Annotated in this window: 23 protein-coding genes; 7 read left to right on the top strand and 16 right to left on the bottom strand. The window is 66.4% G+C overall.

All coding sequences use genetic code 11. From position 1 onward, the window contains the following. Positions 1-5 precede the first annotated feature (5 nt). Complete coding sequence (locus tag BS38_RS0114515; RefSeq protein ID WP_028271472.1) at positions 6-1,226, bottom strand: helix-turn-helix domain-containing protein; 1,221 nt, start codon at positions 1,224-1,226, stop codon at positions 6-8. A 235-nt stretch (positions 1,227-1,461) separates the two neighbouring features. Between BS38_RS0114515 and ald the strand changes: the two genes are divergently transcribed. Beyond that, positions 1,462-2,580: an alanine dehydrogenase gene (gene ald / locus BS38_RS0114510; RefSeq protein WP_028271471.1), complete on the top strand. Its 1,119-nt coding sequence runs from the start codon at positions 1,462-1,464 to the stop codon at positions 2,578-2,580. Between the two features lie 106 nt (positions 2,581-2,686). On the opposite strand, the gene BS38_RS0114505 is transcribed toward ald, so the two are convergent. From BS38_RS0114505 to BS38_RS25220, 6 genes are all read right to left on the bottom strand, one after another. Next, a complete protein-coding gene (locus tag BS38_RS0114505) occupies positions 2,687-3,775 on the bottom strand; it encodes a Gfo/Idh/MocA family protein (protein WP_028271470.1) in 1,089 nt (362 codons plus the stop codon). A 120-nt stretch (positions 3,776-3,895) separates the two neighbouring features. Beyond that, complete coding sequence (locus tag BS38_RS0114500; RefSeq protein ID WP_028271469.1) at positions 3,896-5,605, bottom strand: ABC transporter family substrate-binding protein; 1,710 nt, start codon at positions 5,603-5,605, stop codon at positions 3,896-3,898. Positions 5,606-5,658: 53 nt separating this feature from the next. Continuing rightward, positions 5,659-7,956: a dipeptide ABC transporter ATP-binding protein gene (locus BS38_RS0114495; RefSeq protein WP_028271468.1), complete on the bottom strand. Its 2,298-nt coding sequence runs from the start codon at positions 7,954-7,956 to the stop codon at positions 5,659-5,661. Then, entirely contained in the window at positions 7,953-8,924 is a 972-nt protein-coding gene (locus BS38_RS0114490; protein ID WP_028271467.1) for an ABC transporter permease, read from the bottom strand. The genes BS38_RS0114495 and BS38_RS0114490 overlap by 4 nt, the downstream gene beginning before the upstream one ends. Positions 8,925-8,926: 2 nt before the next feature. After that, positions 8,927-9,913, bottom strand: a complete 987-nt coding sequence (locus tag BS38_RS0114485; protein WP_028271466.1) for an ABC transporter permease — start codon at positions 9,911-9,913, stop codon at positions 8,927-8,929. A 360-nt stretch (positions 9,914-10,273) separates the two neighbouring features. Continuing rightward, positions 10,274-10,927 carry a TetR/AcrR family transcriptional regulator gene (locus tag BS38_RS25220; protein ID WP_051628925.1) on the bottom strand — a complete coding sequence of 218 codons (654 nt, stop codon included), beginning with the start codon at positions 10,925-10,927 and terminating at the stop codon, positions 10,274-10,276. A 127-nt stretch (positions 10,928-11,054) separates the two neighbouring features. Here BS38_RS25220 and BS38_RS0114475 point away from each other — a divergent pair, with 127 nt between their 5' ends. Further along, positions 11,055-11,621 (top strand): NAD(P)H-dependent oxidoreductase, encoded by a 567-nt coding sequence (locus BS38_RS0114475; RefSeq protein ID WP_028271465.1) that lies wholly within the window; start codon positions 11,055-11,057, stop codon positions 11,619-11,621. Between the two features lie 161 nt (positions 11,622-11,782). After that, positions 11,783-12,613 (top strand): GerMN domain-containing protein, encoded by an 831-nt coding sequence (locus tag BS38_RS26735; RefSeq protein ID WP_231511252.1) that lies wholly within the window; start codon positions 11,783-11,785, stop codon positions 12,611-12,613. Positions 12,614-12,647: 34 nt separating this feature from the next. Here the strand turns inward: BS38_RS26735 and BS38_RS0114465 are convergent, their stop codons facing one another. Continuing rightward, positions 12,648-13,493 (bottom strand): isocitrate lyase/PEP mutase family protein, encoded by an 846-nt coding sequence (locus tag BS38_RS0114465; RefSeq protein ID WP_051628924.1) that lies wholly within the window; start codon positions 13,491-13,493, stop codon positions 12,648-12,650. 122 nt (positions 13,494-13,615) lie between these two features. On the opposite strand from BS38_RS0114465, the gene BS38_RS0114460 reads away from it, so the two are divergent. Then, positions 13,616-14,908: an aminotransferase-like domain-containing protein gene (locus BS38_RS0114460; protein WP_028271462.1), complete on the top strand. Its 1,293-nt coding sequence runs from the start codon at positions 13,616-13,618 to the stop codon at positions 14,906-14,908. A gap of 67 nt (positions 14,909-14,975) precedes the next feature. After that, positions 14,976-15,407: a universal stress protein gene (locus tag BS38_RS0114455; RefSeq protein ID WP_028271461.1), complete on the top strand. Its 432-nt coding sequence runs from the start codon at positions 14,976-14,978 to the stop codon at positions 15,405-15,407. 9 nt (positions 15,408-15,416) lie between these two features. Here BS38_RS0114455 and BS38_RS0114450 read toward each other — a convergent pair whose 3' ends face one another. Continuing rightward, positions 15,417-17,000 (bottom strand): AMP-binding protein, encoded by a 1,584-nt coding sequence (locus BS38_RS0114450; RefSeq protein WP_028271460.1) that lies wholly within the window; start codon positions 16,998-17,000, stop codon positions 15,417-15,419. A gap of 229 nt (positions 17,001-17,229) precedes the next feature. On the opposite strand from BS38_RS0114450, the gene BS38_RS0114445 reads away from it, so the two are divergent. After that, the gene (locus tag BS38_RS0114445) at positions 17,230-17,568 is read left to right on the top strand and encodes a hypothetical protein (protein WP_028271459.1); all 339 of its coding nucleotides are present in this window, start codon (positions 17,230-17,232) and stop codon (positions 17,566-17,568) included. Between the two features lie 39 nt (positions 17,569-17,607). On the opposite strand, the gene BS38_RS25215 is transcribed toward BS38_RS0114445, so the two are convergent. The 5 genes from BS38_RS25215 to BS38_RS0114420 all read right to left on the bottom strand — a co-directional run bounded on the left by BS38_RS25215 (position 17,608) and on the right by BS38_RS0114420 (position 23,629). Continuing rightward, on the bottom strand, positions 17,608-18,507 hold the full coding sequence (locus BS38_RS25215; protein ID WP_043438742.1) for a LysR substrate-binding domain-containing protein: 900 nt from the start codon (positions 18,505-18,507) through the stop codon (positions 17,608-17,610). Positions 18,508-18,549: 42 nt separating this feature from the next. Then, complete coding sequence (locus tag BS38_RS0114435) at positions 18,550-20,082, bottom strand: dihydrolipoamide acetyltransferase family protein (protein ID WP_028271458.1); 1,533 nt, start codon at positions 20,080-20,082, stop codon at positions 18,550-18,552. A 54-nt stretch (positions 20,083-20,136) separates the two neighbouring features. Next, complete coding sequence (locus BS38_RS0114430; RefSeq protein WP_028271457.1) at positions 20,137-21,117, bottom strand: alpha-ketoacid dehydrogenase subunit beta; 981 nt, start codon at positions 21,115-21,117, stop codon at positions 20,137-20,139. Beyond that, positions 21,114-22,361: a pyruvate dehydrogenase (acetyl-transferring) E1 component subunit alpha gene (gene pdhA / locus BS38_RS0114425; RefSeq protein ID WP_028271456.1), complete on the bottom strand. Its 1,248-nt coding sequence runs from the start codon at positions 22,359-22,361 to the stop codon at positions 21,114-21,116. The genes BS38_RS0114430 and pdhA overlap by 4 nt, the downstream gene beginning before the upstream one ends. A 149-nt stretch (positions 22,362-22,510) precedes the next feature. Beyond that, positions 22,511-23,629, bottom strand: a complete 1,119-nt coding sequence (locus BS38_RS0114420) for a histidinol-phosphate transaminase (RefSeq protein ID WP_028271455.1) — start codon at positions 23,627-23,629, stop codon at positions 22,511-22,513. A gap of 60 nt (positions 23,630-23,689) precedes the next feature. Here BS38_RS0114420 and BS38_RS0114415 point away from each other — a divergent pair, with 60 nt between their 5' ends. Next, on the top strand, positions 23,690-24,115 hold the full coding sequence (locus BS38_RS0114415) for a phage holin family protein (RefSeq protein WP_028271454.1): 426 nt from the start codon (positions 23,690-23,692) through the stop codon (positions 24,113-24,115). Here BS38_RS0114415 and BS38_RS25210 read toward each other — a convergent pair. Further along, complete coding sequence (locus BS38_RS25210; RefSeq protein ID WP_051628923.1) at positions 24,112-25,542, bottom strand: hypothetical protein; 1,431 nt, start codon at positions 25,540-25,542, stop codon at positions 24,112-24,114. The genes BS38_RS0114415 and BS38_RS25210 overlap by 4 nt on opposite strands. Beyond that, positions 25,542-25,847, bottom strand: a complete 306-nt coding sequence (locus BS38_RS0114405) for a hypothetical protein (RefSeq protein WP_051628922.1) — start codon at positions 25,845-25,847, stop codon at positions 25,542-25,544. The genes BS38_RS25210 and BS38_RS0114405 overlap by 1 nt, the downstream gene beginning before the upstream one ends. Positions 25,848-25,872: the final 25 nt, after the last annotated feature.

The raw sequence follows: 25,872 nt of genomic DNA, 5'->3' as shown, positions 1-25,872 counted from the left end.
GGGAGTTAAATCCGGGGCCGCCCGGACCAGCGGCGGGCCTTGAGCGCCGCGTGGAGTTCCAGCCGAACCATGCCCTTCAGCGGGTCCACGCCCAGTACCTGCCGGATGCGGCCCAGCCGGTTGTAGATGCTGCTCCGGTGCAGGTGCAGCTTGGTGGCGACGTCCTGCACGGACCCGTCGTTGTCGTACAGGAGTTCCAGCACGGGGAGCAGCTCGCCGTTCCGGTCGTGGTCTTCGAGGATGCGCGAGTAGACGGAGCCGGCGTCGGTCCACGCCCCGGCGCCGCCGCCTGCCGAAGCCAGCAGCTGGTAGACGCCCGTGGCCCGGCAATCCACCAGCTCGCCCAGCTGCGGGTCCACGGCTGCGGCCTGGGCAGCCTGCCTGGACTGGGCGTAAGCATCCGCCAGTTCGCGCGGCTTGGCGAAGCCCTCACTCGTGCCGAGGATGATCCGGCGCACCGGCCGGCCGGACCGCTTGGCGAGTTCAAGCTGGTAGTGCACCAGCACCTGTGCGTGGGCCGCACGCCCGGTGGACTCCCGGAACAGGACCACCGCATGTGTTTCCGTGCCTGCGCTGAACAGCGCCGCGTCCACGCCGATGGTGGCCTGCAGCGCCGCGGAACGGTGGATCAGCGTTGAGGCGATGGGATCGGATCCCTCCGCCCAGCCGTCGGCGTCGAGCACGGTGACCAGCTGCCACGGACCGCGCCCCTGCACTTCCTTCCACCCGCCCACAGCTGCCACCGCATTCGTTTCGCCCCGGCACGCGCTCAGGAACTCCTGCTCCCTGCGGCGCCTGAATTCCGATTCAGCGGTGTTCGACTCCAGGAGAAGTCCGGACAGCAGCTCGAGTTCGTCCCGGACGCCGGGCAGCTGGGTGAGGATCGCCGTCGCGCTTTGGTCTTCGATGTCCTGCTGCACCCACAGGTAGCCCACGCGGAAGCCGCGCACCAGCAGCGGGACGCAGACGCGTCCCAGCATGCCCAGCTCCTCGTTGGCGGGCACGACGACGGGACGCACCGCTGTCGCGATCCCGTGCGAGAGCTGCCACGCCTTCACATCCGCCGGCACACGCTTGCTGAGCAGGAAGTTCACGCGGACGCGGTCCGCGTGCGACTGGTTGGAGCTGTAGGCGAGCAGGACGCCGTCGAGATCCTCCAGCGAAAGTCCACGGCCGAGCTTCTCGGCCACCTGCTCAACGAGCTGTTCCACATCCTGCTGGTGCATGGTGCCACCTTACTGCCCGGCGCCGACGGAACGTGAACGGACACCAGGCGACACCTGACGCTTCACCACTCGACAGATGTCTAGGCCGCGGGCGGGAAAACCCCTGAAACAAGCGGAAGACACCTTGTCCGAACTGCGGCATCGTGTCGGCTACCTCACATGCGGATTTATTCTGGAAGTACCAGATTCCCCGCACATCCGGCCCACAAAGCCCACCAACGATGGAGCCCAAGAAATGATCATCGGCGTCCCCAAAGAGATCAAGAACAACGAATTCCGCGTGGCCATCACCGCCGCCGGAGTCCACGAATTCCGCACCCACGGCCACACCGTTCTGGTGGAACGCGGCGCAGGCCTGGGCTCCGGAATCACTGACGAGGAATACGCCATCGCCGGCGCCGAAATCGTCATCGAAGCCGACGATGTCTGGGCGCGCGCCGACATGGTCATGAAGGTCAAGGAGCCCATTGCCGCGGAATACCACCGCTTCCGCAAGGGCCTGATCCTCTTCACCTACCTCCACCTGGCTGCCGAGCCGGAACTGACCCGCGAGCTCATCAACTCGGGCGTCACCGCCATCGCCTACGAGACCGTCCAGGAAGGCCGCACCCTGCCGCTCCTGGCCCCGATGTCCGAAGTGGCCGGCCGCCTGTCCGTCCAGGTCGGCGCCACCTCGCTGATGGCACCCGCCGGCGGCAAGGGCGTACTGCTGGGCGGCGTCCCGGGCGTCCGCCCCGCCAAGGTGGTTGTCCTCGGTGCGGGCGTGGCCGGTACCAACGCCGCCGCCATGGCCCTGGGCCTCGGCGCCGACGTCACCATCCTGGACATCAACATCAACCGCCTCCGCGAACTCGACGCCCTGTACCAGGGACGGCTGAAGACGGTCGCGTCCAACAAGTACGAAATCGAAAAGTCCGTGGTGGACGCGGACCTCGTGATCGGCTCCGTGCTTATCCCGGGCGCCAAGGCACCCAAGCTGGTCACCAACGAACTCGTCTCCCGGATGAAGCCCGGCTCCGTCCTCGTGGACATCGCCGTGGACCAGGGTGGCTGCTTCGAAGACACCCACCCCACCACGCACCAGGAGCCCACCTACCGGGTCCACAACACGATCTTCTACTGCGTGGCAAACATGCCCGGCGCCGTTCCCAACACGTCCACGTACGCACTCACGAACGTGACCCTGCGCTACGGCGTGGCCCTCGCCAACCTCGGCGTCAAGGCCGCGTTCGAGAAGGACCCCGCACTGGCCGCCGGCCTCAACATTGCCGCCGGCCACGTGGCGCACCACTCGGTCTCCGAAGCGCACAACCTGCCGCTCGTAGCCGACTGGCACGAGCTGGTCTCCGCGTAAACCTTAGTTCGTCCGGCTGCGCTGGACGACACACATCCTCGGCGTGCTCGCTCTTTCGTCGCTTAGACGCACGCTGCCGGATGTCTGTCGTCTAGCGCAGTTTTGGTTAAGCCGTCGCCGTCGCCAGTTCCCGTGCTTGTTCGATGAGTTTGAGGACCTCGATGGGGCCGGCCGGGTCCACAGGCAGCGGCAGGGGCGAGGCCGTGCCGCCGTCGTGGATCTTGGCCGCGAGGAGCCGGTAGAACTCCGGGTAGGCGCCGCGCTCGGTGGGCAGGCGGTCCAGGTGGCCGTCCCGGCCCAGGAGCCCTGCCCAGTCCGTGTCTTCGATGCCGTATTCGGGGTCGAGCGGGCTGCCGCCGGCCACGATGTAGGGCTCCTGCGGGTCGACGCCGTGCTTGGTAAAACCGCCCTCGGAGCCCAGGAGCCGGTACCGCGGTCCCTGCTGGGCGCAGAGCATGTTCATCCAGAGGTGGCTGACCACGCCCGAATCATGCTGCAGCGCCACGAACACGTCATCGTCGGTCCTTTCGCCCGGCCGCCGGGCCCGGAGTTCCGCATGCGCCACCGTCGCCGGGCCGAACAACTGCAGCGACTGGTCGATGAGGTGCGTGCCGAGATCGAAGAGCACCCCGCCGCCGTCGTCCGCCGTGGCTTCCGCTTTCCACGCCTTCGAGACCTCCGGGGACCAGCGCTCGAACCGCGATTCGAACCGGGTCACGCCGCCCAGCACGCCGCTTTCCAGCAAGCCCTTCACCGTCAGGTAGTCGCCGTCCCAGCGGCGGTTCTGGAAGACGGTCAGCACCCGCCCCAGCCGGGCGGCAAGCTCCAGGAGCTCCTGCCCTTCGCTGCTGCGCACCGCAAAGGGCTTGTCGACGACGACGTCGAGCCCCGCCTCCAGCGCGGCCCTCGCCAGCGGGTAGTGGGTGGCCGGCGGCGTCCCCAGGACCACCAGGTCAAGGTCCTCGGCCAGCCCCAGGATGTCGGCCGGGGTGTTCACGAGGCGGGCGGCAGGGTAACCGGCGGACGCCTCAGCCTGCCGGCCGGCGTCGGACGTTGAAATAACGTCCAGGGAATATGACGGATTGGCGGCGATCAGCGGCGCGTGGAACACGCGGCCCGAGAGGCCGAAGCCGGCGACCGCCGTCCGGATCGCGGGTTTGCCCGGGCCGGTGCCGGGGGTTGCTTCAGTGCTCATGGTCCAACGCTACCCCCGCACGCCCCCGCGGGGACGGCGAAGGCCGGCACCCCGCGTGAAGAGTTCGTGTGAACAGATCACGGGAATGCCGGCCCTGGCGTTACTGCTGTCAGGCTATGGTTACTTCTTTTCCCAGCCGAGGGTGGTCCAGTCCGGAACCTGGGACAGGCTCTTGAACAGGGACGGGCCGTAGTTGGCCAGGCCGGTGCGGACGAAGGAGATCTGCGGGCCGTTCATCACAACACCCATGGAGAAGTACTTGGCCATGTGCTTCTTTTCAACTTCCATGGCCGCCTTGTTGCGCTCGGCGTTGTCTTCAATGCTGCTGAGCGCCTTGATCTCGGCATCCAGCTCGGCGTCGCCCAGCTCGTTTTCGTTGGTCTTGGAGTCGTAGAACTGCTTGACGGCGTCCGTTGCGTCGGCACCCACGGTGTAGCCGGAGACGCTCAGGAAGAAGTCGCGGCTGCCCAGGACCTTGCCGAAGTCGGCAGAGGCGCGCTGGTCGATCCCTACGTCCATGCCGCCGGCCTGGAGCTGCTTCTGCAGGGTCTGCACGAATGCCAGGGTGGTGGGGTCGTCGCCGAAGTTGCTGATCTTGAAGGCGGCCGGAACGCCGTCCTTCTCCATGATGCCCGCAGCGTTGGGCTTGTAGCCGGCATCGGTCAGCACCTTCTTGGCTGCTTCTGCACCGGATTCCGTGGCCGGGTAGTTGTCCTGGTAGTACTTGGAGAACGGAAGCAGCATCATGGAGCCGGAGCTGGTTTCTTCCCAGTTCAGACCGTTGAAGCGGACCTTGCGCAGGGCTTCGCGGTCCACGGCGGTGAAGATTGCCTTACGGATGGCGACGTCCGTGAGCGGAGCCTTCTGCGCGTTGAGATTCAGGCCGCCGGCGAAGAGCCGCTGGCCGCGGCGGATCTCGGAATCCTTGGTGCCGTCCAGCTGCTTGTACGGGGTGATGGTGTTCGCGGAAACGCCGTCAATCTCGCCGTTCTTGAAGGCGGCGATCGCAGCGCTGCTCTCGAGCTGGCGGAACACCACCTTGTCGAGGACAGGCTTGTTGCCCCACCACTTGTCGTTCTGGGCCAGGGTCACGGTCTTGGCGGCGCTGTCGTACTTGTCCAGCTTGAAGGGTCCTGCCATCCACTCCGGGTGCATGTCGCCGGTGAACCCGGTGTTGAATATCTCGGGAGTGTTCACGGCCGGGTGGATCAGGCCGGTGAAGAGGGCATCCAGCGGGTAGACGGGCTGGGTGGTGGTGACCACCACTTCCTTGTCACTGGAGCCGGCCTTCACGGAATCAACAAACTCGTAGGCGCCGGAGCTGACGATGTCGATGTCCTTGTTTTCGCCCTTGAGCATGTTCCAGGTGTTCTGGAAGGCCTTGACGTCGATCGGCGTGCCGTCGTTGTAGGTGGCTTTTTCGTTCACCTTGATGGTGATGGTCTGCTTGCCGTCCTTGACTTCGCTCTTGACGTCTTCGCAGAAGTCCTTGTTCGGAGTCGCCGTGCCGTCGAAGTCGAAGTTCCAGCAGCCCCAGGTGCCGGCCTGGTCGATGGGGCGGTGCAGTGCGGTGTTGTCCGCGCTGTTGCCGTTGTTGGAGAAGCCGTTGAAGTCCGGACCGATGTTGCCCAGCGGAAGCGTCACGGTGCCGCCGGGTTCCAGGTCCTTGGCATCCTTGGCGTTAATGCTGATCAGCTTGGTGAGGTCACTGCCGGCTTCCTGGCCCTTGCCTGCGTCGGGACCCGTGGGAGTCCCGCCTCCGCCACAGCCGGTGAGCGCGAGCGCTGCCGCTACAGCGGCCACCCCGCCAATCTTGGTCAGATTCTTCATTGTTTTCCCTTCATTCTTTGGTGCGAGAGTTGGTGCTTTGGGGATCGGGCAAGTTAGGGGCTGTCGTGGACAACAAGCATGTCCGCGTCGAGTTCACCGTCCGGGAAGAAGCAGGCGAACTGCTGGTCGGCGGTCTGGACGGCCGCCCGGGCCGCCCGGACGGCCGCGGCGGCAGTGGCCGCGGCGGCAGTGGCCGCGGTGGCCGGGGCCGCTTGCGGCGAAGAGACCGGTTCCAGCGGCGGCTCGAGGGTGAGGCATTTTTCCTGTTTCGCGGCAGGGAGCGCGGCAAACACCGGGCAGCGGGTGGCGAAATTGCAGCCCTTGGGCGCATCGAGCGGCGACGGGAGGTCGCCTTGCAGGATGATGCGTTCGCGGGTTCGTTCCAGCTGCGGGTCCGGCACCGGGATTGCGGACAGGAGTGCCCGGGTGTACGGGTGGCGCGGGTTGTCGAACACGTTGTCCACGTCGCCAATTTCCACGATCTTGCCCAGGTACATCACTGCCACGCGGTTGGAGATGTGCCGCACCACGGACAGGTCGTGGGCCACCATGAGGTAGCTCAGGCCGAGTTCCGCGCGCAGCTTGTCCAGGAGGTTGATGACGCCGGCCTGGACGGAGACGTCGAGGGCGGACACGGGTTCGTCGAGGACCACCAGCTTGGGGTTCACCGCAAGCGCGCGGGCGATGCCGATGCGCTGCCGCTGGCCGCCGGAGAACTGGTTGGGGAACCGGTTGACGTGGTCCGGCTGGAGGCCCACCAGTTCCATCAGTTCCATGATCCGCTTCCGGATCGCGGGCTTGTCCAGGCCGGCGTTTTCGAGCGGCTCGGACAGGACCTCAAAGACGGTGAAGCGCGGGTCCAGCGCACCGGTGGGATCCTGGAACACCATCTGGAGTTCCTTGCGCATGGCGGTTTTGGTCCGGGCATCGGAGGCAGCCTTGTTGCTCAGCCCGCCGATGGTCACCTCGCCGTCCTGGTCCTTGTGGAACTCCATGATTTCCAGCAGGGTGGTGGTTTTCCCGCAGCCGGACTCGCCCACGATGGAGAAGCACTCGCCCTCGCGGATGTCGAAGCTCAGCCCGTCCACGGCCTTCACGGTGCCGATCCGGCGCTTGATGAGCGACCCCTTCAGGAGCGGGAAGTGCTTCCTGACGTCCCTCAGTTCCAGGACCTTCCTGCGTTCAAGCCGCGGGACGGCATCGAAACGCGAGACCGGCACGGCCGGGGCGTGGAAGATCTCGTGGACGTCCACTTCGGCACCCAGTGAGTCGGTCTTGATGCAGGCCGCCTTGTGGGCACCGCTGCCGGCCATGCCGCTTCCCGCTCCCCGCGGACCGCTCACCGGCCACAGCTCCGGTTCCCCCTTCAGGCAGGCGTCGCTCACCAGCGGGCAGCGCGGGGCGAAGGAGCAGCCGGTGGGCTCGTGGATCAGGTTCGGCGGGATGCCTTCGATAGGCACCAGCGAAGCCTTTTCGGCAATGTCCACGCGGGGCACTGCGCCCAGCAGGCCCATGGTGTACGGCATCCGCGGGCTGTAGTAGATATCGTCCACGCTGCCGGTCTCCACCGGCTTTCCCGCGTACATCACCATGATGTCGTCCGCCATGCCGGCCACCACGCCAAGATCGTGCGTAATCATGACGACGGCGGCGCCGGTCTCCTCCTGCGCCGTGTGCAGCACCTCCAGGACCTGCGCCTGGATCGTGACGTCCAGCGCCGTCGTCGGCTCATCCGCGATGAGCACCCGCGGGTTGTTGGCGATCGCGATCGCGATCATGACTCGCTGGCGCATGCCGCCGGAAAACTCGTGGGGGAACGCCTTCAGGCGGTCCTTCGGGCTGGGAATGCCCACCATGCCCAGAAGTTCGACGGCGCGGGCTTCCTTGGCCTGGTTGCTCATCTTCGGGTGATGGACCGTCAGCGCCTCGATGATCTGGTGGCCCACCGTGTACACGGGGGTCAGGGAGGAGAGCGGGTCCTGGAACACCATGGCGATGTCGTTGCCGCGGTACCGGCACATGGCCTTGTCGCTGAGGCCCAGCAGTTCCTTGCCGTTCAGCTTCACCGAGCCGCTGATTTCGGCGGTGGTGGGCAGCAGGCCCATGATGGCCAGGGAGGTCACGGACTTGCCTGAACCGGACTCGCCCACGATGCCGAGCGTCTTGCCCGGCAGGAGGTCGAAGTCGACGCCCCGGACGGCGTGGACCACGCCGTTCTCCGAGTTGAACCGGACGTTCAGGTCCCGGACGGAGAGGACGGCCCCTGCCGCGCCGTCACCTGCGGCATGCAACCCGGCGACGTGCAGGCGCTCGGCGGTCATTTCGGCGCCGGCGGTGGTTTCGCGGCTCATTTGTTCCTCTTCCCTGCAGTCTTTTTGGCGCTGCCGACGGAGCTGGAGCTGGGATCGAAGGCGTCGCGCAGGCCGTCGTTCATCATGGCCAGCGAACCGGTCAGCAGGAACATCACCACGAGCGGGACCCAGAACATCCACGGGAACGTCTGGACCTGGGACGTTGCCTGGTTGATGAGGACGCCCAGGCTGACGTCAGGGACCTTGATGCCGATGCCGATGAAGGAGAACGCGACTTCGGCCAGGATGGCGCCGGTGACGCCGCGGGTGACGTCCAGGACCAGCAGCGATCCGATGTTGGGGACCAGGTGCCGCCAGACGATCCGGCGGGCCGGGATGCCCATGTACTGGGCTGCCTTGACGAAGTCCCGCTGCATGAGCGACATCGACAGGGAGCGGATCAGCCGGGCGGTGCCCATCCAGCTGAAGACCAGGAGCACGATGATCAGCAGCAGCCAGCTGGGCAGGTTTTCCCGGAGGCCGTTGCCGCCGCCGCTGGTGGCGACCGCCACGACCAGCAGTGCCGGCATCATGATGAGGGCTTCGAGGATGAAGAGCATCACCTTGTCCACTTTGCCGCCGAAGTAGGCCATGGTGCAGCCGTAGACGGCGGCGATCAGCACCGAGACCAGGCCGACCACCAGGCCGATGAGGATGGAGATCCGAGTGCCTTCCACCATCAGGGCGTAGAGGTCGATGCCGGCCTGGGACGTACCCAGGAGGTGCTCCCCGGACGGCGGCATGCCGATGTTGAAGGGGTCGATGGTTTCCTTGTCCCAGGGGGAGAGGATGCCTCCCACGAAGGAGAAGACCGTTAAGGCGAGGAAGATGACCAGGCCGGCCACGGCGGTCTTGTTCCGCAGGAAGCGCCGCAGGATGATCGCGGACTTGGCGATCACGACGTCGTCGTTCTCTATCCTTGCTTCCTCGGCCACGGCGGCGGGGTCGATCGCGTTCAGGTTGGTCATGGCTACTGCACCCGCACTCTCGGGTCGACAAGGGTAGTGGCGAAGTCCGCGAGGATCGCGCCGATGGCGAAGATCACCGAACCGTACGCGAGGGTGGCCGTGGCCGCGTTGACGTCCTGCAGGGCGATGGCGTCGATGCTCCACGAACCCACACCCGGCCACGCGAAGATCTTCTCTGCGAAGAAGCCACCGGCGAAGATGGCCGGAATGGTGAAGGCGATGCTTTGCGCCACCGGGATGAACGAGACGCGCAGGGCATGGCGGGCGATGGCCTGGTTTCGGGTGAGTCCCTTGGCCCGGGCCGTCCGGACGAAATCCGCGTTGACGTTGTCCAGCAGATACTGGCGCTGGGCGATCTGGTACGTGCCCCAGCCCACCAGGGTGATGGCCAGGGTGGGCACCGTGTAGTGGGCCACCATGTCAACGAACTGGACCCAGGCGCTGCCTTCCAGCCCGGGCGTGGAAATTCCGGTGACGAAGAAGATCCGTTCGCCGATGGTTTCGTTGACGTTGATGGCGCCGAGCTGCACCAGGAAGTAGGCGATCGGCGCAGGCACGATGTACACAAGGTAGCTGTAGGACGTGATCACACGGTCCTGGAACTTGTACTGCCGGGCGGCGGTGTACACACCCAGCGCAACCCCGATGACGAGGGTCAGGACGATGGAGGCCAGGAACAGCCGGGTGGAAATCCACACGCGGTCACCGAACTCGGCGTTGATGAAGGCGCCGTTGGGACTTCGTCCCCAGTCCCAGCGCGTGACCACTGCCGTCAGCCAGTCGACGTAGCGTTCCCAGGGGCTGAGAGTCGGATCAAGGCCCTTGAGCCGGAAGGAGTTTGTCACCTGCTCGGGCGTCGGCCGTGGAATGCGTTCCTGCTCCAGCAGCGCGGGCTGAAGCGTACTGACGGCCAGGAAGTACCCCGCCGTCGTAGTCAGGAAGATCATGAGCAGGTAGGTGGCTGCCCTTTTGGCGAGGTAACGGAACATGTCTGCCTAGCTCCGGATCGCCGGTGCCAGTCCCGCGCCGCGCAGTGACGGCGGCTCCTCGGATGAGCCGCCCCGGGCCGGTGTCATATCAGCATTCACAGCAGGTGATCCTTCCGTTATCTCCCGGACCGGCAGGGGTTCCGCCGCCGATCCGGGATCATGGCCAGCGGGTGTCTGGCCGCCCGCAGGCCCTGGGGGCCTTGTCCTTGTGGACTATGTTGCGGGTCACATTCCAGAGGAAACTACCACATATGGGGAACCCTCCACGGTGCCTAAAAGCGGAAACACGGGCGTCCTGTACCAGATCGTTATGAATAAATCACGAGGATTGATTTGACTGGCCGGACGGGGCGCCATGGACTAGCCTTCGTCCGGTTGAGACACGCCGTCCGGGCGGGGGACGCCTCCGGGGCAGCTGACCACGCGCGTGACGAGTTCGCGCCATGACTCCGCGAGCCGTTCCGGGGCCACATGGTGGACCCGCACCGCGTACAGCAGCCGCTCCGGGTCCAGGGTTGAGCTCAGCGACATCGCCATCAGCCAGGGATCGGCGGTGACGCCCGCGGCCTGCAGGAGCATTTCGATGTGCCGGTGCCACAGGACGGCGGCCGGCACGTCGTAGCGGTTGTAGGCGGAGGCGTCCGCGGCCCGGGCCAGCTCGCCAAACTCCAGCACGTAGGCGATCCGTTCCGCGCCGAACGCCACAAGCCGGTCCAGCGGCGGCGCCCCGGGGCCCAGGGGCGGGGGCCCGAACATGAACCGGCCCTGGAATGCGGCCTCCGAGTCGCTGAGCAGCGTCATCATGAGCCCCGCGCGGGAGCCGAACCGCCGGAAGACCGTGCCCTTGCCGACGCCGGCGCGCCCGGCCAGCCTGTCCATGGTGAGGCCGTCCGCACCGCACTCCTCAATGAGTTCGCGGGCAGCCTTGAGCAGCAGCTCCCGGTTTCGGGCGGCGTCGCTGCGTTCCGCTTCCCCGCCGAGCGGCGATCCGGAGCGGATTGGGATGAGGCTCACAAGAAATATTCTAGCCCCGGGAATAATATGCGGACCGCAGTCCGTTTAGCATGGATGAAGGCACCAACAGCCTCCGCAAACCAAACAGCCGGCGGATCCCTCCCGCGGCCAGATACTAGGAGTTCACATGTCCAAGAGCACCGTACTTACACTGGTCGGCAGCCTGCGCGCCGAATCCACCAACCAGAAGCTCGCCGAGGCCATCCAGCTGAACGCGCCCGAGCAGGTTGAAGTTGTCATCCACGAAAGCCTGGGCAACATCCCGTTCTACAACGAGGACATCGACGTCGAAGGCCAGGTTCCGGCTGCTGCCGCCGCGCTCCGCGCCGCCGCGAATGACGCCGACGCCCTGCTGCTGGTCACCCCGGAGCACAACGGAACCGTGCCGGCCTCACTCAAGAACGCCATCGACTGGCTGTCCCGCCCGTTCGGCGCCGGTGCCCTCAGCGGCAAGCCCACCGCCGTCGTCGGCACCGCCTTCGGCCAGTTCGGCGGCGTCTGGGCACAGGACGAAGCCCGCAAGGCTGTCGGCATCGCCGGCGCCCGTGTCGTTGAGGACGCCAAGCTGGCCGTTCCCGGCTCCATGGTCCGCTTCGCCGAAGTCCACCCCAAGGACGACGCCGAGGTCGTGGAGCAGATCAAGGGCGTTTTCGCTGCCCTGACCAAGGCCGAAACTGCTGCCGAAGCAGCCTGATTCGCCACCCCTGAAGCCCCCGGCAACCGCCGGGGGCTTTTGCGTCACCAATCCGTGATGGAGCTGACGCAAAACCGTCACTTGGCACCTGTTCCGCACACCGACGCCCCGCCGTAACGTGGAGACGGGGGACGTGCGAGAGCTGGAAGTGCGGTGCCTTCATGATGGTGATGCCTGGGGTCCGGGCAGTTGCGGCGGCCGCCGCGTTGATACTTCCGCTGTGGCTCGGATCCTGCTCGCTGCCCCTGTCGGCAAACCCGGCCGGCACCACCGCCCAGCCCGGCAGCGTGCCCGAACCGCAACCACTCCCGCCGCCATTTCCCGGGGCCACAACCGAGGCCCCGCTCCCGGCCTCAGCCGGATCGGAAATTGCGGCCTCCGGCCCCACGGCCAAACCCAGAACGGGCGGCAGCATCACGCCGCAGGCCGGCGGCGACGACGGCGCCGCGATCATTGATGACTCCGGCTCCGTCACCGGCTCCGCGTCCACAGCTCCGGGCTCTCCCGCTGCGGGCCGTTCGGGCAGTTCCGGATCCGGGAACCCGGCGGCGCCGACCAAAGCCGCCGACGACGACCAGGCTGCGCGCGGGCGGTTGTCCGGCGGGACGCCGGTCTACTTCGTGGCACTGGATGACGGCGGCAGCTCAGGCGTGCGGTTCGGTTGCAACGACAGCCTCGTGGCCGTTACCCATGACACCGCCGCGGCCCAGGAACCACTCCAGGCAGCCCTCGATTTCCTGCTCGGCGGCAGCGATCCCCCGGAGGGCCTGTACAACTCGCTGGCCGGCTCCGCGCTGAAGTACGTTTCCGCCTACTTTGACGGCACCACCGTGGTGGTGAACCTGACCGGGACCATCCGGCCGGGCGGCACCTGCGACATTCCCCGGCTGGAAGCCCAGCTCACGCACACGGCCGTTTCAGCCGTCGGTGCGGCGCGGGCGGAGATCTATGTGGACGGACGGCGGCTGGCGGACGTCCTGAGCCTCCGGTGAGCCGCCTCCGCCGGGCCGGGGCCGCACTTGCCGCCTAGCCTTTCCGGAACAGCCCATCCATGGCCTCGTGGCTGCGGGCGCCGGCCAGTTCGGACCAGTTGCCGTCCCCGAGCACGTCGTCCGCCACCCGGGACACGGTGGCATAAGCAGCCTTCGCCGTGTTGCCGCCGATGCTGACCCGGCGGACGCCGGCGTCGTGCAGTTCGCCCACGGAGGGCGCTCCCAGGCCGGCCAGCGCGTTCAGGGGCGCGGCGATCCGCCGCGACAGGTCATGGAGCAGGTGCAGGTCCTGCACGCCGGGCACGAAGATCCCGTTCGCCCCGGCCGCAAGGTATGCCTCCGCACGCTGAAGCGTTTCCGGGAAGGCGGTCTCCGGAAACCGGCCGGACAGGTAGGTATCGATGCGGGCGTTGATGAACAGGTCAACGCCTCCTTCCTCCGCTGTGCGGCGGACGACGGCGATGCGTCGCGCCTGCTCGTCAACGTCCGTTAGCGGATCATCGCCTGAGTCCTCGAAGTTGACGCCCACAGCTCCGGCCGCCAGGACGCTGCGGATCGTTTCCTGCAGCTCAGCATCGTCGAACGCACCGCTCGAACTTGCATACCCCGTCTCAATATCCGCTGTGACCGGCAGCGCCGTAGATGCCGCAATCCGGCCCAGGGCAGCCATGGCGAGTTCCCGCGGCAGGTGGTTGCCGTCCGGAAAGCCGAGGCTCCAGGACAGGGCGGAACTGGAGGTGGCCAGCGCGGTCGCCCCTGCTTCTTCCACGAGGCGGGCGGAGGCCACATCCCAGACATTGACCAGGACCAGCGGCGCCGGGCCGTCGTGCAGTGCGTGGAAGGCGGCAGCCAGGGGTCCGAGGCGACTCTGCGTTGTCATGGCTCTATTCCATGCCCTGCGCCGTCCCAGGTAAAGCAATTCGGTCCCCGCGCCGAGGGATGATTCAGATTTTCAGCAACAAACGTTGCCTAATTGACAACAACTGGCTGTATCCTGTCAGTGTGACCCACGAAACACTTGATGCCGCCGCAGACATCCTGCCGGCCGAGGCAATTGACGCAATCGAACGCGCGGCAACGTCCGCCCACCGCCACGATGAACTTTTCTCGGAGCGCGCAGCAAACATCAAGCAGTCCGCCGTCCGCGACGTCTTCGACATCTCCCTGCGCCCCGGCCTGGTATCGCTGGCCGGCGGCAGCCCCTACCTGCATTCGCTGCCGCTGGAGCGGCTAGGCCAGACAGCGGCGAAGATCATTGCCGAACAGGGCATGACCGCCCTCCAGTACGGCAGCGGCCAGGGGACCGAAGAACTCCGCACCCAGATTTGCGAAGTGATGGCAGCGGAGGGGATCCTCGACGCCGATCCCCGGAACGTGGTGGTCACCGCCGGCTCACAGTCAGCACAGGACGTGGCCACCAAGGTCTTCTGCGACCCCGGCGACGTGGTGCTGGTGGAGGACCCGACGTATGTGGGCGCCCTGAACACCTTCGAGGCCTACCAGGTGGAGGTGGCGCCCGTCCCCATGGACGAGCACGGCCTGGTCCCGGATCTCCTGGAAGCCCGGATCGCCGCCCTCCAGACGGCCGGGAAGAACATCAAGTTCCTGTACACCATCCCGAACTTCAACAACCCGTCCGGCATCACCCTCGCCGTGGAGCGGCGGCAGGAAATCGTCGATATATGCCGGAAAGCGAATATTCTGGTTTTGGAGGACAACCCCTACGGACTGCTCCGCTTCGAGGGCAAGCCGTTCGCTCCGCTGCGGGCCGCCAACCCGGACGACGTCATCTACATGGGCTCCTTCTCCAAGATCTTCGCCCCGGGGCTGAGGATCGGCTGGGCCCTGGTGCCGGCGCACCTTCAGCGCCGCTACTACCTGGCCTCCGAAGCCGTGACGCTCTGCCCGTCCACCCTGAACCAGATGCTGGTCTCGGCCTACCTGCGGGACTACGACTGGATGGGGCAGATCGAAACCTACCGCGGGCTATACGCGGAGCGCTGCCAGGCCATGCTCGCCGCCCTCGAGGAGTACATGCCCGAGGGACTGAGCTGGACCCGGCCCGAGGGCGGCTTCTTCGTCTGGGTCACCCTGCCAGAGGGTGTGGACACCTACCCCCTGCTTCGCAAGGCAATCGACGCCGGCGTGGTATTCATCCCCGGGGCGGCGTTCACCCATTCGGACGAACCCTCGAACAAGCTGCGCCTCGCTTTCAGTGCCGTGCCTCCCGAAGCCATCGCCGAGGGAGTGCGGCGGCTCGCGCCGGTACTGCGGGACGCCATTGCTGCGCTGTAGCCTGAATCATTACTGCATGCGGCCCACCATTTTTCATTAGGCTGACCAATCCCTGAGGAGCAGGACTATGACCGGAATTATTGTTGTCGGCGTTGACGGCAGTGAGACTGCCATGCGGGCCGCGGAAACAGCCCAAGGGCTCGCCGCCTCCCTGGACGCGACGCTTCATGTGGTGACCGCGTTCGACAGCGACCGCACCGAGGTTTACGGCAGCGGCAGTGACCGGTTCATCGTCTCCGATGCCGGCGAGGCCGAGAAGGTGGCCAAGGACGTGGCGGCACGGCTGAGCAGGGAAGGCCTCAAGGTCACCTATTCCTCGGCCCGGGGCAAGCCGGCGGAAGCCATCATCAGGGAAGCCGAACGGTTCGACGCCCGCATGATCGTGGTGGGCAACCGCCGGATGCGCGGACTCGGCCGGGTCCTGGGAAGCGTCGCCAACAGCGTGGCGCACAACGCGCCCTGCGACGTTTACATCGCGAAGACCGACGTCGCCGACTAGGACCTCCGGCTAGGGCGTCTTAAGCAGCCTGCGCAGGATCTTCCCGGACGCGGACTTGGGGACCGCCTCGATGAACTCCACCCGGCGGATTTTCTTGAAGGGCGCCACCCTGCCGGCGACGAAGTCCATCACGCCGGCTTCGTCGAGCGTCCCTGCCTGCCCGCCCGGCTGGCGCACAACGAAAGCCATCGGGACTTCCTGGCCGTCGGCATCGGGCGTCCCGATCACGGCGGCATCCGCGATGCCGGGGTGCGTCAGCAGCAGGGCTTCAAGTTCCGCCGGGGCGATCTGGTAGCCCTTGTATTTGATGAGTTCCTTGAGCCGGTCCACGATGGTCACCACGCCGTCGGCCCGGACCGTGGCGATGTCGCCGGTATGCAGGAACCCGTCCGCGTCCAGGGTGTCTGCTGTTTCCTCCGGGCGGTTGAGGTAGCCCAGCATGACGTTCGGACCCCGGCACAGCAGATGGCCCGGGGCACTGGTGCCCGCCGCGGGGACGCCGATGTCCTCACCGCTGGCGGGGTCCACCAGCCGGCATTCCATGTTGGGCACGGTGAACCCCACCGAGCTCACGGGAACGTCGGGTGCGCCCACCGGGATCAGGTGCGACACCGGGCTCATCTCGGTCATCCCGTAGCCCTGCAGCACGCGGCACCGGAGCCGTTCGGCGAGGGCAGCGCCGAGTTCACCGTCCAGCGGTGCGGCGCCCGAGAGCGTCGTGTGGACGGAGCCCAGATCGTAGTCGGCAACAAGCGGGTGCTTGGACAATGCCACGGCCACGGGAGGGGCGATGAACAGGTAGGTGCATTTGTGGTCCTGGATGATCCGCAGGAACTCGGCGAGTTCGAAGCGGGGCATCGTGACCAGGCAGGCCCGCTCCCGCAGGGCAAGGTTCAGCAGGACAGTCAGGCCGTAGATGTGGAAAAACGGCAGCAAGGCAAGGAGCCTGTCCTGGTCCTTCACGTTCAGCAGCCCCCGGGACTGTTCCACGTTGGCCACAAGGTTGCGGTGGCTGAGCTTGACGCCCTTGGGCCGTCCGGTGGTTCCGGAGGAATACGGCAGGACCGCCACGTGGGTTGCCGGGTCGAAGGAAACGGCCGGAACCGGCGCCCCGGCGGTGAGCAGGTCCTTCAGCGACGGGTGACCTGCGGCGCCGTCGAGCACCACCAGCCGGTCCGCCGGAATTCCGGCGCGTTCAGCGGCTTCCTCGGCCCCCGGGAGCAGCGCTGACACCGTGAACAGCCAGCTGGCGCCGGCATCCTCCAGCTGAAGCGCCAGTTCGTCGGCGGTATAGAGGGAGTTGACGGTGGTGACGGTGGCACCGGCGCGGAGCAGGCCGTGGAATACGGCCGCGAAGGCCGGGACGTTCGGGCAGAGGATGGCCGCGACCCCGTGCGGGCCCAGTCCGCGCGCGGACACGGCCCCCGCCACTGCATCGATCTGCTCCAGCAGCTGCCGGTAGGTGGTTTCCGCGCCGTTCGCGCCGTCCACGACGGCGGTCCGGTCCAGGTCCGCTTCCGTGATGCCGCCGAAGAGGTACTCATAAATGCTTTGGTCCGGAATGACCACGTCCGGGAAGGGGCTCGAAAACACGCAACATCTCCTTTGATTTGCTCCAGCAGCCGGGGGCCGGTGAGGGCGGCAACTGGTGCAACTCTAGTGCGGCGTGTCAAGGACGGAACCTCACGCGCTTGACCGGCGTCACTCCCCCTGGTGGGCAGCCTCACCCGTTTTCCGGCGGAATCACGCGGTTTACAGCGATAAAATTAGAAGGTGCTCGATGGTGCGGACATCCGAGTACCACCGACTTCAGGGGAACATTATGCTGACTCTTCAGCGCCGCCAGCTCGTAGGCCACGACATCCTTCTTGCCCGCCACGGGAACCACATCAGCATGATGCGTGTGGACCGCGCCAACGACCGGGTGATTGCTTTCCTCGACGACGGCTCCACCGACTCCGCACCCAACCTCATCACGCCCGGCCTGAACCTGCCGGAGACCATCCGCAGCGTCATGCGTGATGACTGGAAGTTCTTCGCCGTCGTCACCGCGTGCGTCACTGTCTTTTCCGGTCTGATGATCACAGCGGCTGTCGCCCTGAGCGGAATGACTTCCGATCCGGCCCTGGCCCAGATGCTCTCGAACTACCCCGCCTACTAGGCGAACTCCGCCGCGGGCCCCGCTGCCCGGCTGCCCGCCCTACTCCGGCTCGTCGACGGCCGGAAACGTTGGCAACGAATCAAACAGTGCCAGGAAACTGTTCAGGAGCGGTGTTTCATTGCCCAGGTTCCACGCAACGGCAAGGTCAACCGGATACAGTCCGCGGAGCGGACGAAACACCACGCCCTGGAAGGAAAACATCCGGGCGGTCATGGGCACGAGCGCTATGCCCATCCCGGCAGCCACCAGCGACAACAGCGTGGACGTTTCCCGGGCTTCCTGGACGAGCCGCGGCTGGAAGCCGGCCTTGCGGCAAGCATCGATGACAATGCTGCTCACGGCCGAGGACCCGGGGTAGCCAATGAAATCATGCGAGGACAGATCCGCAAGGTCCAGCGGCCCCTTCCCGGCCAGGAGCGAATCCGCAGGAAGCGCAGCCACCAGCTGATCCTGTTCCAGCAGCTTCAAGGCGATCTCGCCCGAACCCACCGGCGGCCGAAGGACGGCGACGTCGAGCCGGCCCTCCTCGAGGGCAGCCTCCATTTGCGGGGTCAGCATTTCGCCCTGGACCGTAATCCGCAGGCCTGGAAGGGCCCGGCGCGCGGCCTGGACCACTGCCGGCATTAGCCGGTAGGTAGCTGTGCCGGTGAATCCCACCCGGAGCACGCCCGTGGCACCGGCCCCCACCTGCTGCACATCCGATTCCAGCGCCTCAAGTTCGTGCAGCAGCTGCCTGCCCCGGTCCAGGAGCAGCTGCCCGGCAGGGGTCAGGTCCACCTTGCGGGTGGTCCTGACCAGCAGCTGCGTTCCCAGCTGGTCCTCGAGCTGGCGGATCTGCTGCGACAGCGGGGGCTGGGCCATGTGCAGCCGGACTGCCGCCCGACCGAAATGGCGCTCCTCGGCCACGGCAATGAAGTACTTGAGGTGTCGCGTCTCCATCGGTGCCTCTCGACTGGAAGTCCTGGTACTGATCAAGCAGTACTAATCCAGCAGGAGGGCTGGCTCCTCAAGGATCGCGGCGACGTCGGCCATGAAGCGCGCCGAGAGATCGCCGTCCACTACGCGGTGGTCGAAGGAACCGCCAAGGGTGGTGATCCAGCGCGGAATGACTTCCCCGTCCAGGACCCAGGGCTTCTGCTTGATGGTGCCGAAGGCCACGATGGCCACTTCGCCGGGGTTGATGATCGGAGTGCCGGTGTCGATGCCCAGCGCGCCTATGTTGGTGACAGTCAGGGTGCCGCCCTGCATCTGGGCAGGCTGGGTTTTTCCCGCCCGGGCTGTGGTGGCCAGGTCATTGAGCGCCAGGGCCAGTTCCTTGAGCGAAAGGTCCTGGGCGTTCTTGATGTTCGGCACCATCAGGCCCCGCGGGGTTGCCGCTGCGATTCCCAGGTTCATGAAGTGCTTGACGTGGATCTCGGCGGCATCGCTGCCGTCGGCGCTGTCCACCCAGGTGGCGTTGACGCTGGGATTGCGGGCGGCTGCCCAGATCACCGCTTTGGCGAGGATCAGCAGCGGGGAGACCTTGATGCCTTCGAAGTCGCGGGATGCCTTGAGCCGCTTGACGAACTCCATGGTGCGGCTGGCATCCACGTCCACGAAGATGCTGACGTGCGGTGCGGCGAACGCCGACTCCACCATCGCCTTGGCAGTGGCCTTGCGGACGCCCTTGACGGGAATCCGCTCGATGCGCTGGTCCTGCGGCCGGCCCGACTTGCCCCAGAAGGTGTCCGCCTTGTCCACTTCGGCGTCGCGCTGGGCCTGGTAGCTCACCAGGTCCTCGCGGGTGACTTCGCCCCGTGCACCAGTGGCCACGACGTCCGCGAGGTCAATCCCGAGGTCGCGGGCGATCTTTCGCACCGGAGGTTTGGCCAGGACCTTGTTCACCAGGCCGCTGATGGTGCCGCCGAGGGTGGGGCGCACCGCGCCTTCTTCGGGGGCTGCGGCAGCATCGGGGGCCGACGGCGCCCCGGCGTTGATCCAGATGCCCTGGGACTCGACCGGCTCGGTCATTGGGACAGGCTCGACCACCGGGGACGGCGCTGCGGCTGATGCCACAGGGGCCACCGCGGACGGCGATGCCTTGCGCGGGCGGCGCTTGACGGCGTCGGCCTTGGGGCCCGAGCCAACCAGCGGGCTGGCCGCACCACCGGTGACGGGCACGGCACGGGCTGCCGGCGCCGCAGTGTCTTCCGCAGGCAGGGTTCCATACATCGGCGCGGCCGGGGCAGCTGCGGCCGGAACCGGCGCATCCGCGGGCGTGGGGTCGCCGGACACGGCGTCACTCACGCTGATGATCGGAGTTCCGACGTCGACTGTCACTCCCACGGGCACGAGCAGTTCGGTGACGGTGCCCGCAAACGGCGACGGCAGTTCCACGAGGGACTTGGCCGTCTCGATCTCGCACAGAATGTCGTTGATGGCGACGCTGTCTCCGGGCTTGACGTTCCACGAAACGATCTCGGCCTCGGTGAGCCCTTCGCCCACGTCGGGGAGGTTGAACTTGTTTACAGTCATGGGGTCCTCGGTTTGAAAGGCATCGTCAGTGGGGAGGCTGTCAGCAGGCAGTCGTCAGTAGGCGAAGGCGCGGTCCAGCGCCTCGAGGATACGGTCGATGTCCGGCAGGTAGTCTTCTTCCACCTTCGCCACGGGGTAGGGCATGTGGAATCCGCCAACACGGATCACGGGGGCTTCGAGGGACAAGAACGCCCGCTCGCTGACCCGGGCCGCGATTTCGCCGCCGATGCCGCCGAACGTCGGTGCCTCGTGGGCCACGACCAGCCGGCCGGTCTTCTTCACGGATTCGGTGACGGTGTCGAAGTCGATCGGCGAGATGGACCGCAGGTCGATGACTTCCACGCTGTGGCCGTCCTCGGCGGCGGCGGTTGCCGCGGCGAGGGCCACCGGAACCAGCGGACCGTAGGCCACTACGGTGGCGTCGGTGCCTTCGCGCAGGACGTGGGCCTTGAACGGGTCCGCCGAGGCACCGGGTGACTCGGTGTCGACCTCGCCCTTGAGCCAGTAGCGCCGCTTCGGTTCGAATACGATCACCGGGTCCTGGCAGTCGACGGCCTGCTGGATCATCCAGTAGGCATCGTGCGGGTTGGACGGGGTGATGATGCGCAGGCCGGCCGTGTGGGCGAACAGCGCTTCAGGGGACTCCGAGTGGTGTTCGATCGAGCCGATGCCGCCGCCGTACGGAATACGGATGACGACCGGCACCGTGAGGTTTCCGTTGCTGCGCGCGTGCATCTTGGCCAGCTGGGTGGTGATCTGGTTGAAGCCGGGAAACACGAAGCCGTCAAACTGGATCTCGCACACGGGGAGGTAGCCGCTGAGGGCAAGTCCGATCGCGGTGCCGATGATGCCGGACTCGGCCAGCGGGGTGTCCACGACGCGGTCGGCGCCGAATTCTCCGATCAGACCGTCGGTGACGCGGTAAACGCCGCCGAGCGGACCGATGTCCTCGCCCATGAGCAGGGTGCGGGGGTTGTTGTTCAGCGTCGCGCGCAGGCCCTCATTGATGGCCTTGGCGATGGTCATGGTGGTCATCGGTTGGCTGCCCCGTCTGTATCTGCCTCGACTGTTTCCGATTCGTCGGCGAATCCTGCACTGTATTCCTCGAACCAGGCCAGCTCCTCGGCCACCAGCGGGTGCGCTTCGGCGTAGGTGTTGGCGAACGCCGTGCGGATGTCCGGGGTTTCGAGGTCGTGGGTCGTCTTGCGCACGTAGGCGGCGAGCTCATCGCCGTCAGCCTTGACCTTGGCGAAGAAGTCATCGTCCGCCAGGTTTTCGGCGCGGAGGTACTTCTCGAGCCGCTCGAGGGGGTCTTTCGCCCTCCACTGCGCTTCCTCATCGGAGCCGCGGTATTTCGTGGGATCGTCGGCGGTGGTGTGGGCGCCGACCCGGTAGGTAAACGCCTCGATCAGCACGGGGCTCTTTCCTTCGCGGGCGCGCTCCAGTGCCCACTCTGTGACGGCATGGACTGCGATGACGTCGTTGCCGTCCACCCGGATGCCCGGGAAACCGTAGCCCTTGGCGCGGTCCGCGAGCGGGACACGGGTCTGCACGGTGCTGGGGACCGAGATGGCCCAATGGTTGTTCTGGCAGAAAAACACCACGGGCGCGTTGTACGACGAAGCGAACACCATGGACTCGTGCACGTCGCCTTCTGAGCTCGCGCCGTCGCCGAAGTAGACCATGACGGCCGCCTTGGGCTCCTGCGGCTGGCCCGGCGTGGCGTTGGCGGCCGCGAGCTTCTGGTCACGCTGGATCCCCATGGCGTAGCCGACTGCATGCGGAGTCTGCGCCGCAAGGACCAGGGTGTACAGGTGGAAGTTGGTGTCCTTGGGGTTCCAGCCCCCGTTGGACACGCCGCGGAACTGGCGCAGCAGCTCAGCCAGGTCGACGTTGCGGGTCAGGGCCACCCCGTGCTCACGGTAGGTCGGGAAAATGTAGTCCTGCGGCTGGCTGGCCCGGCCCGAACCGATCTGGGCGGCCTCCTGGCCCGTCAGGGGCACCCACAGGGCAAGCTGGCCCTGCCGCTGGAGCGCGGTCGCCTCCTGGTCGAAGCGCCGGATGGCCGCCATGTCGGCGTAGAAACCCCGCAGCTTTTCAGCGTCCAGGCGGTTGGCATAGGCGGAGAAGACCGGGTCTTCACCCAGGGTGCCGTCCGGGCCCAGGAGCTGGACCATCTGGGTGGGAGGTTCACCCAGCACGGCCTCGGCTTCCGCCTCGAGCTGGTCGTCTACCCCGGTTCCGTCGAACTCGGTAGCGGGCAGATGTGTGGCGCCCATACCGTCTCCTTGCTTGCCGCTCACAAGAGCGTCGCAATCTCGCTGGGATATATGCCGGATCGGGAATACATTCCTGATCCGGCATATATTTTGGCTTACTGTCCCTTACTTTATCCGCAGTAGGCGGACGCGGGGCGTTATGTTAAGCGCTAGGAACGCCGTGGCGCCTTTGTATAGTTCGCACAGAGCTTGAGGAAACGGCTGTTCGCTTCCTCTTCCCCGATGCTTACCCGGACGCCCTCGTTGCCGAACGCCCTCACGGACAGGGCACTTTCACCCGCCAGTGCTGCGAACTCCGCGCTGTTCTCGCCCAGATTGAGCCACACGAAGTTGCCCTGCGCGTCCGGCACAAACCAGCCGAGTTCGCGCAGCCCGGCCGTGACGCGGTCGCGCTCGTCCACGAGGCTTTGTACCCTTTCTACAACCTGGCTGAAGTTCTGCAGCGAGGTCATAGCCGCCCGCTCGGCGATCTGCGATACGGCGAACGGCGTGGCGGCCACCCGGAGGTGCTGGGTGAGGTCCGGGTGGGAGACGCTGTACCCCACGCGGAGGCCGGCCAGCCCGTGGGCCTTGGAGAAGGTCCGCAGGACCACCACATTCGGGTGCTTGCGGTACATCTCGATACCGTCCACAGCGTGCTCGGCCCGCACGAACTCCTGGTATGCCTCGTCAATGACGATGACGACGTCGGCAGGGACAGAGCGGATAAACCGCTCGGTTTCGTCGGTTTCGAGGATGGGACCGGTGGGATTGTTGGGAGTGCACAGCAGGATGACCTTGGTTCGCGCGGTCACCGCGGCTGCCATGGCATCGAGGTCGTGGCGGCCGTCGGGCGTCAGGGGAATCCTTACACTTTCAGCGCCGGCGAGGCCGACACAGATGGGGTAGGCCTCAAAAGACCGCCAGGCGTAGATGACTTCATCGGCTTTGCCGTCATCGTTCTGCCCGGCAAAGGTCACCAGAAGCTGGTTCAGCGCTCCCAGGCTGCCCGCGCCCGTGACGATGTCTTCGGCAGGAACCTGCAGGAACTCCGAGAGGGCCCCCCGGAGTTTCGTGCTGAGGGGATCCGGGTAGCGGTTGAAGTCGGTCTGGTCCGCGATGGCCTGCAACACTGCAGGGATGGGCGGAAGCGGGTTCTCGTTGGAGGACAGCTTGTAGCTGGCTAGGCCCTCGACGGCGGCGGGAGGCTTGCCGGCGGCATAACGGGGAAGCCTGTCCACGACCGGACGGGGCCTGATTCCCCCGGCAGGGTTCTCTGGTGAAGTCATGCCAACTAGCCTACTTCTCCGGTCCTGCCGCTTTCCTCCGCCGTGTGAAAGCATGGGCCCATGTTTTCTTTCATCGTGCGGGTTCTCATCAATGGCCTTGCCCTCTGGATTGCCAGCTGGATACTGCCCGGCCTGGACATCTCCACCACCGCAACGACAGAAGCCGTTGCCCAGGGCGGCGTCACACAGGGAACCGACCCGCTGGGCATTATTCTTGCCTACCTGTTCATCGGCCTGATCTTCGGTTTGGTGAATGCGTTGGTGCGGCCGATCGTCAGCCTACTGTCCCTGCCGATCACGATCCTGACGCTGGGGCTGTTCACTATCGTCATCAACGCCGCCATGCTGTACCTGACCTCCTGGCTGAGCAGTTACACCCCCGTCCACTTCACCATCGACTCCTTCTTCTGGACGGCTGTTCTGGCGGCCATCATCATCACGCTGGTCTCCCTCGTGGCGGGCAGGATCACGGGCGTCCGCCGTTAGCGCGCAACCCACCTGGCAGCGCCCAATAGCGGCCGGTCCGGCTGGCGGGCAGGCGTAACCCGGGGCTCCCGGTTCACGGCGAAACGGGTTGCTGTCCCTGCGCCGCCGACTCCGAGGACTCCGGCCAGGACCGCCGTGTTGGCGATCAGGGAGGGGTCTTCGCTCGCGGACACCGCCCTTGCCCCAGCCTCGTAGTTTTCAAGGTTGTGGCCGGGCCCGAGACCTGGGTCTTTGCCCGCCGGGGTGACCACCCGGTCCGTCAGCGTGACGGTGACCCTGTCCCGGGTGTCCGCGTTCGGAATTCCGTCGCTGCCGGGGACCCAGTCCTGGCGGTGTTCGACATGAAGGGACGTGATTCCGGCTTCGGGGGTAATTCCGCCCACCGGCGATCCGGCCGTGAGGACATACTTCAGGTCGAATTCGGCCAGGAACGCCTTGTCGCTGCTGAGGTTCATGGCATGCACCCCGCCCTGGCTGTAACCGACAGCCACCACCTGGTCGCCCTTGGAGGCCCCTGCCTGGTGCAACGCCGAGGTGACGGCGGCATTGAGCTGCTCCGAGCCGTATCCCAGTGCCTCTACGATTCCTGCCTCATCCAGCGGGTTCACTCCTCCGGGCGGATCCGTGGGCTGCGTGCCGGGGATGATGACAATGAATGCTTTGTGCCCGCCGTTATCGACCTGAACCACCTCTATCGTTCCGTGCCCGTCCGCATCCAGCTTCCGGAGCCGGGCGAGCAACCCGGCCGGGGAGGTGTCGACGTCAACGTCGCGTGTCAGTTCCTCTACCGCGGTGACGGGCCGGGGCTTCAGCCGCGGAAGGTAGTTCTCCGCCAGCCTGCGAACGAAGGCGCCCGAGGCTGAAATGTGCCGCCCGGCAGCCACCTCTGCGGCCAGTGCCCTGGCGAGGTCCTCTTTCGGTGCAATCGTGCCCAGCAGCATGATCGATGCCTGCAGCGCGACGGCCTCGGCCGCGTCACGGCTGGGGTAGTTGGCCTGGGTCAGATCCACGAACAACAAAGGCAGGAAGCCCCAGCCGTCCTCCGGCAGGCGGATCCCGGCGGCGGCCAGCGACTCCGCCCTTTCGTAGTCGCGGTGGCTTGCGCGGACCTGGTCGCTGAGGCGCTGGAGCTCTTCCCTGACGGCGCGCACCGATTGACCGCCTTCACCCACCGCGATGAGTGCCGCCGTGCCGCTGGGCCGTGGATCGTACTGGTAGGGACACAGCTCTTCCCAGATCCGGCGGATACCTATCTCCACGGCGGCGAGTTCGTCAGCCATGCCTTCCAGCTCGGACACACCGGCCATGAGTTCCTCCAGCTGGAAGCGGATTCCGCCCACACCACCGCGGATCCGCATGCTCCCGTCCGTGGCCGGCTCCAGCGGTCCCAGCGGCCCGCCGCTGCCGGAGGGTGTGGCCTCTGCCATCAGTACCCGCCCCCGGGCGTCCGCTGGGATGAGAGCGGGACCTGCTGTGAGTGGCGAAGCACGGCTTCGTAAGCCGCCATCAGCCGCTCCCGTGCCCGGTCCAGCGCAGCCGCCTGCAGCGAGATGGCGGTGCGGTATGCCTGCCCTGCCGGGGACTGCCACTCAGCAAGCTGCACATGGCGGAACCTGAGCATCGATGTATCGAGGCCATGGGCGAAGCGGGCGACCCGCCAGGCCAGCTGCTGCACTTCGAAGCTCCGCGATCCGCACGCGTTGGCATCTGCTGCGGTGATGCTGCCGCTCATTTCAGCTCCCCTGACGTTGTTTGTT

Origin of the sequence: Arthrobacter sp. UNC362MFTsu5.1, from assembly GCF_000685965.1 — a bacterium.
Lineage (GTDB): Bacteria > Actinomycetota > Actinomycetes > Actinomycetales > Micrococcaceae > Arthrobacter.
Note: the sequence above shows the minus strand (reverse complement) of the source record. Positions and strands in the feature narration are given on the sequence as shown.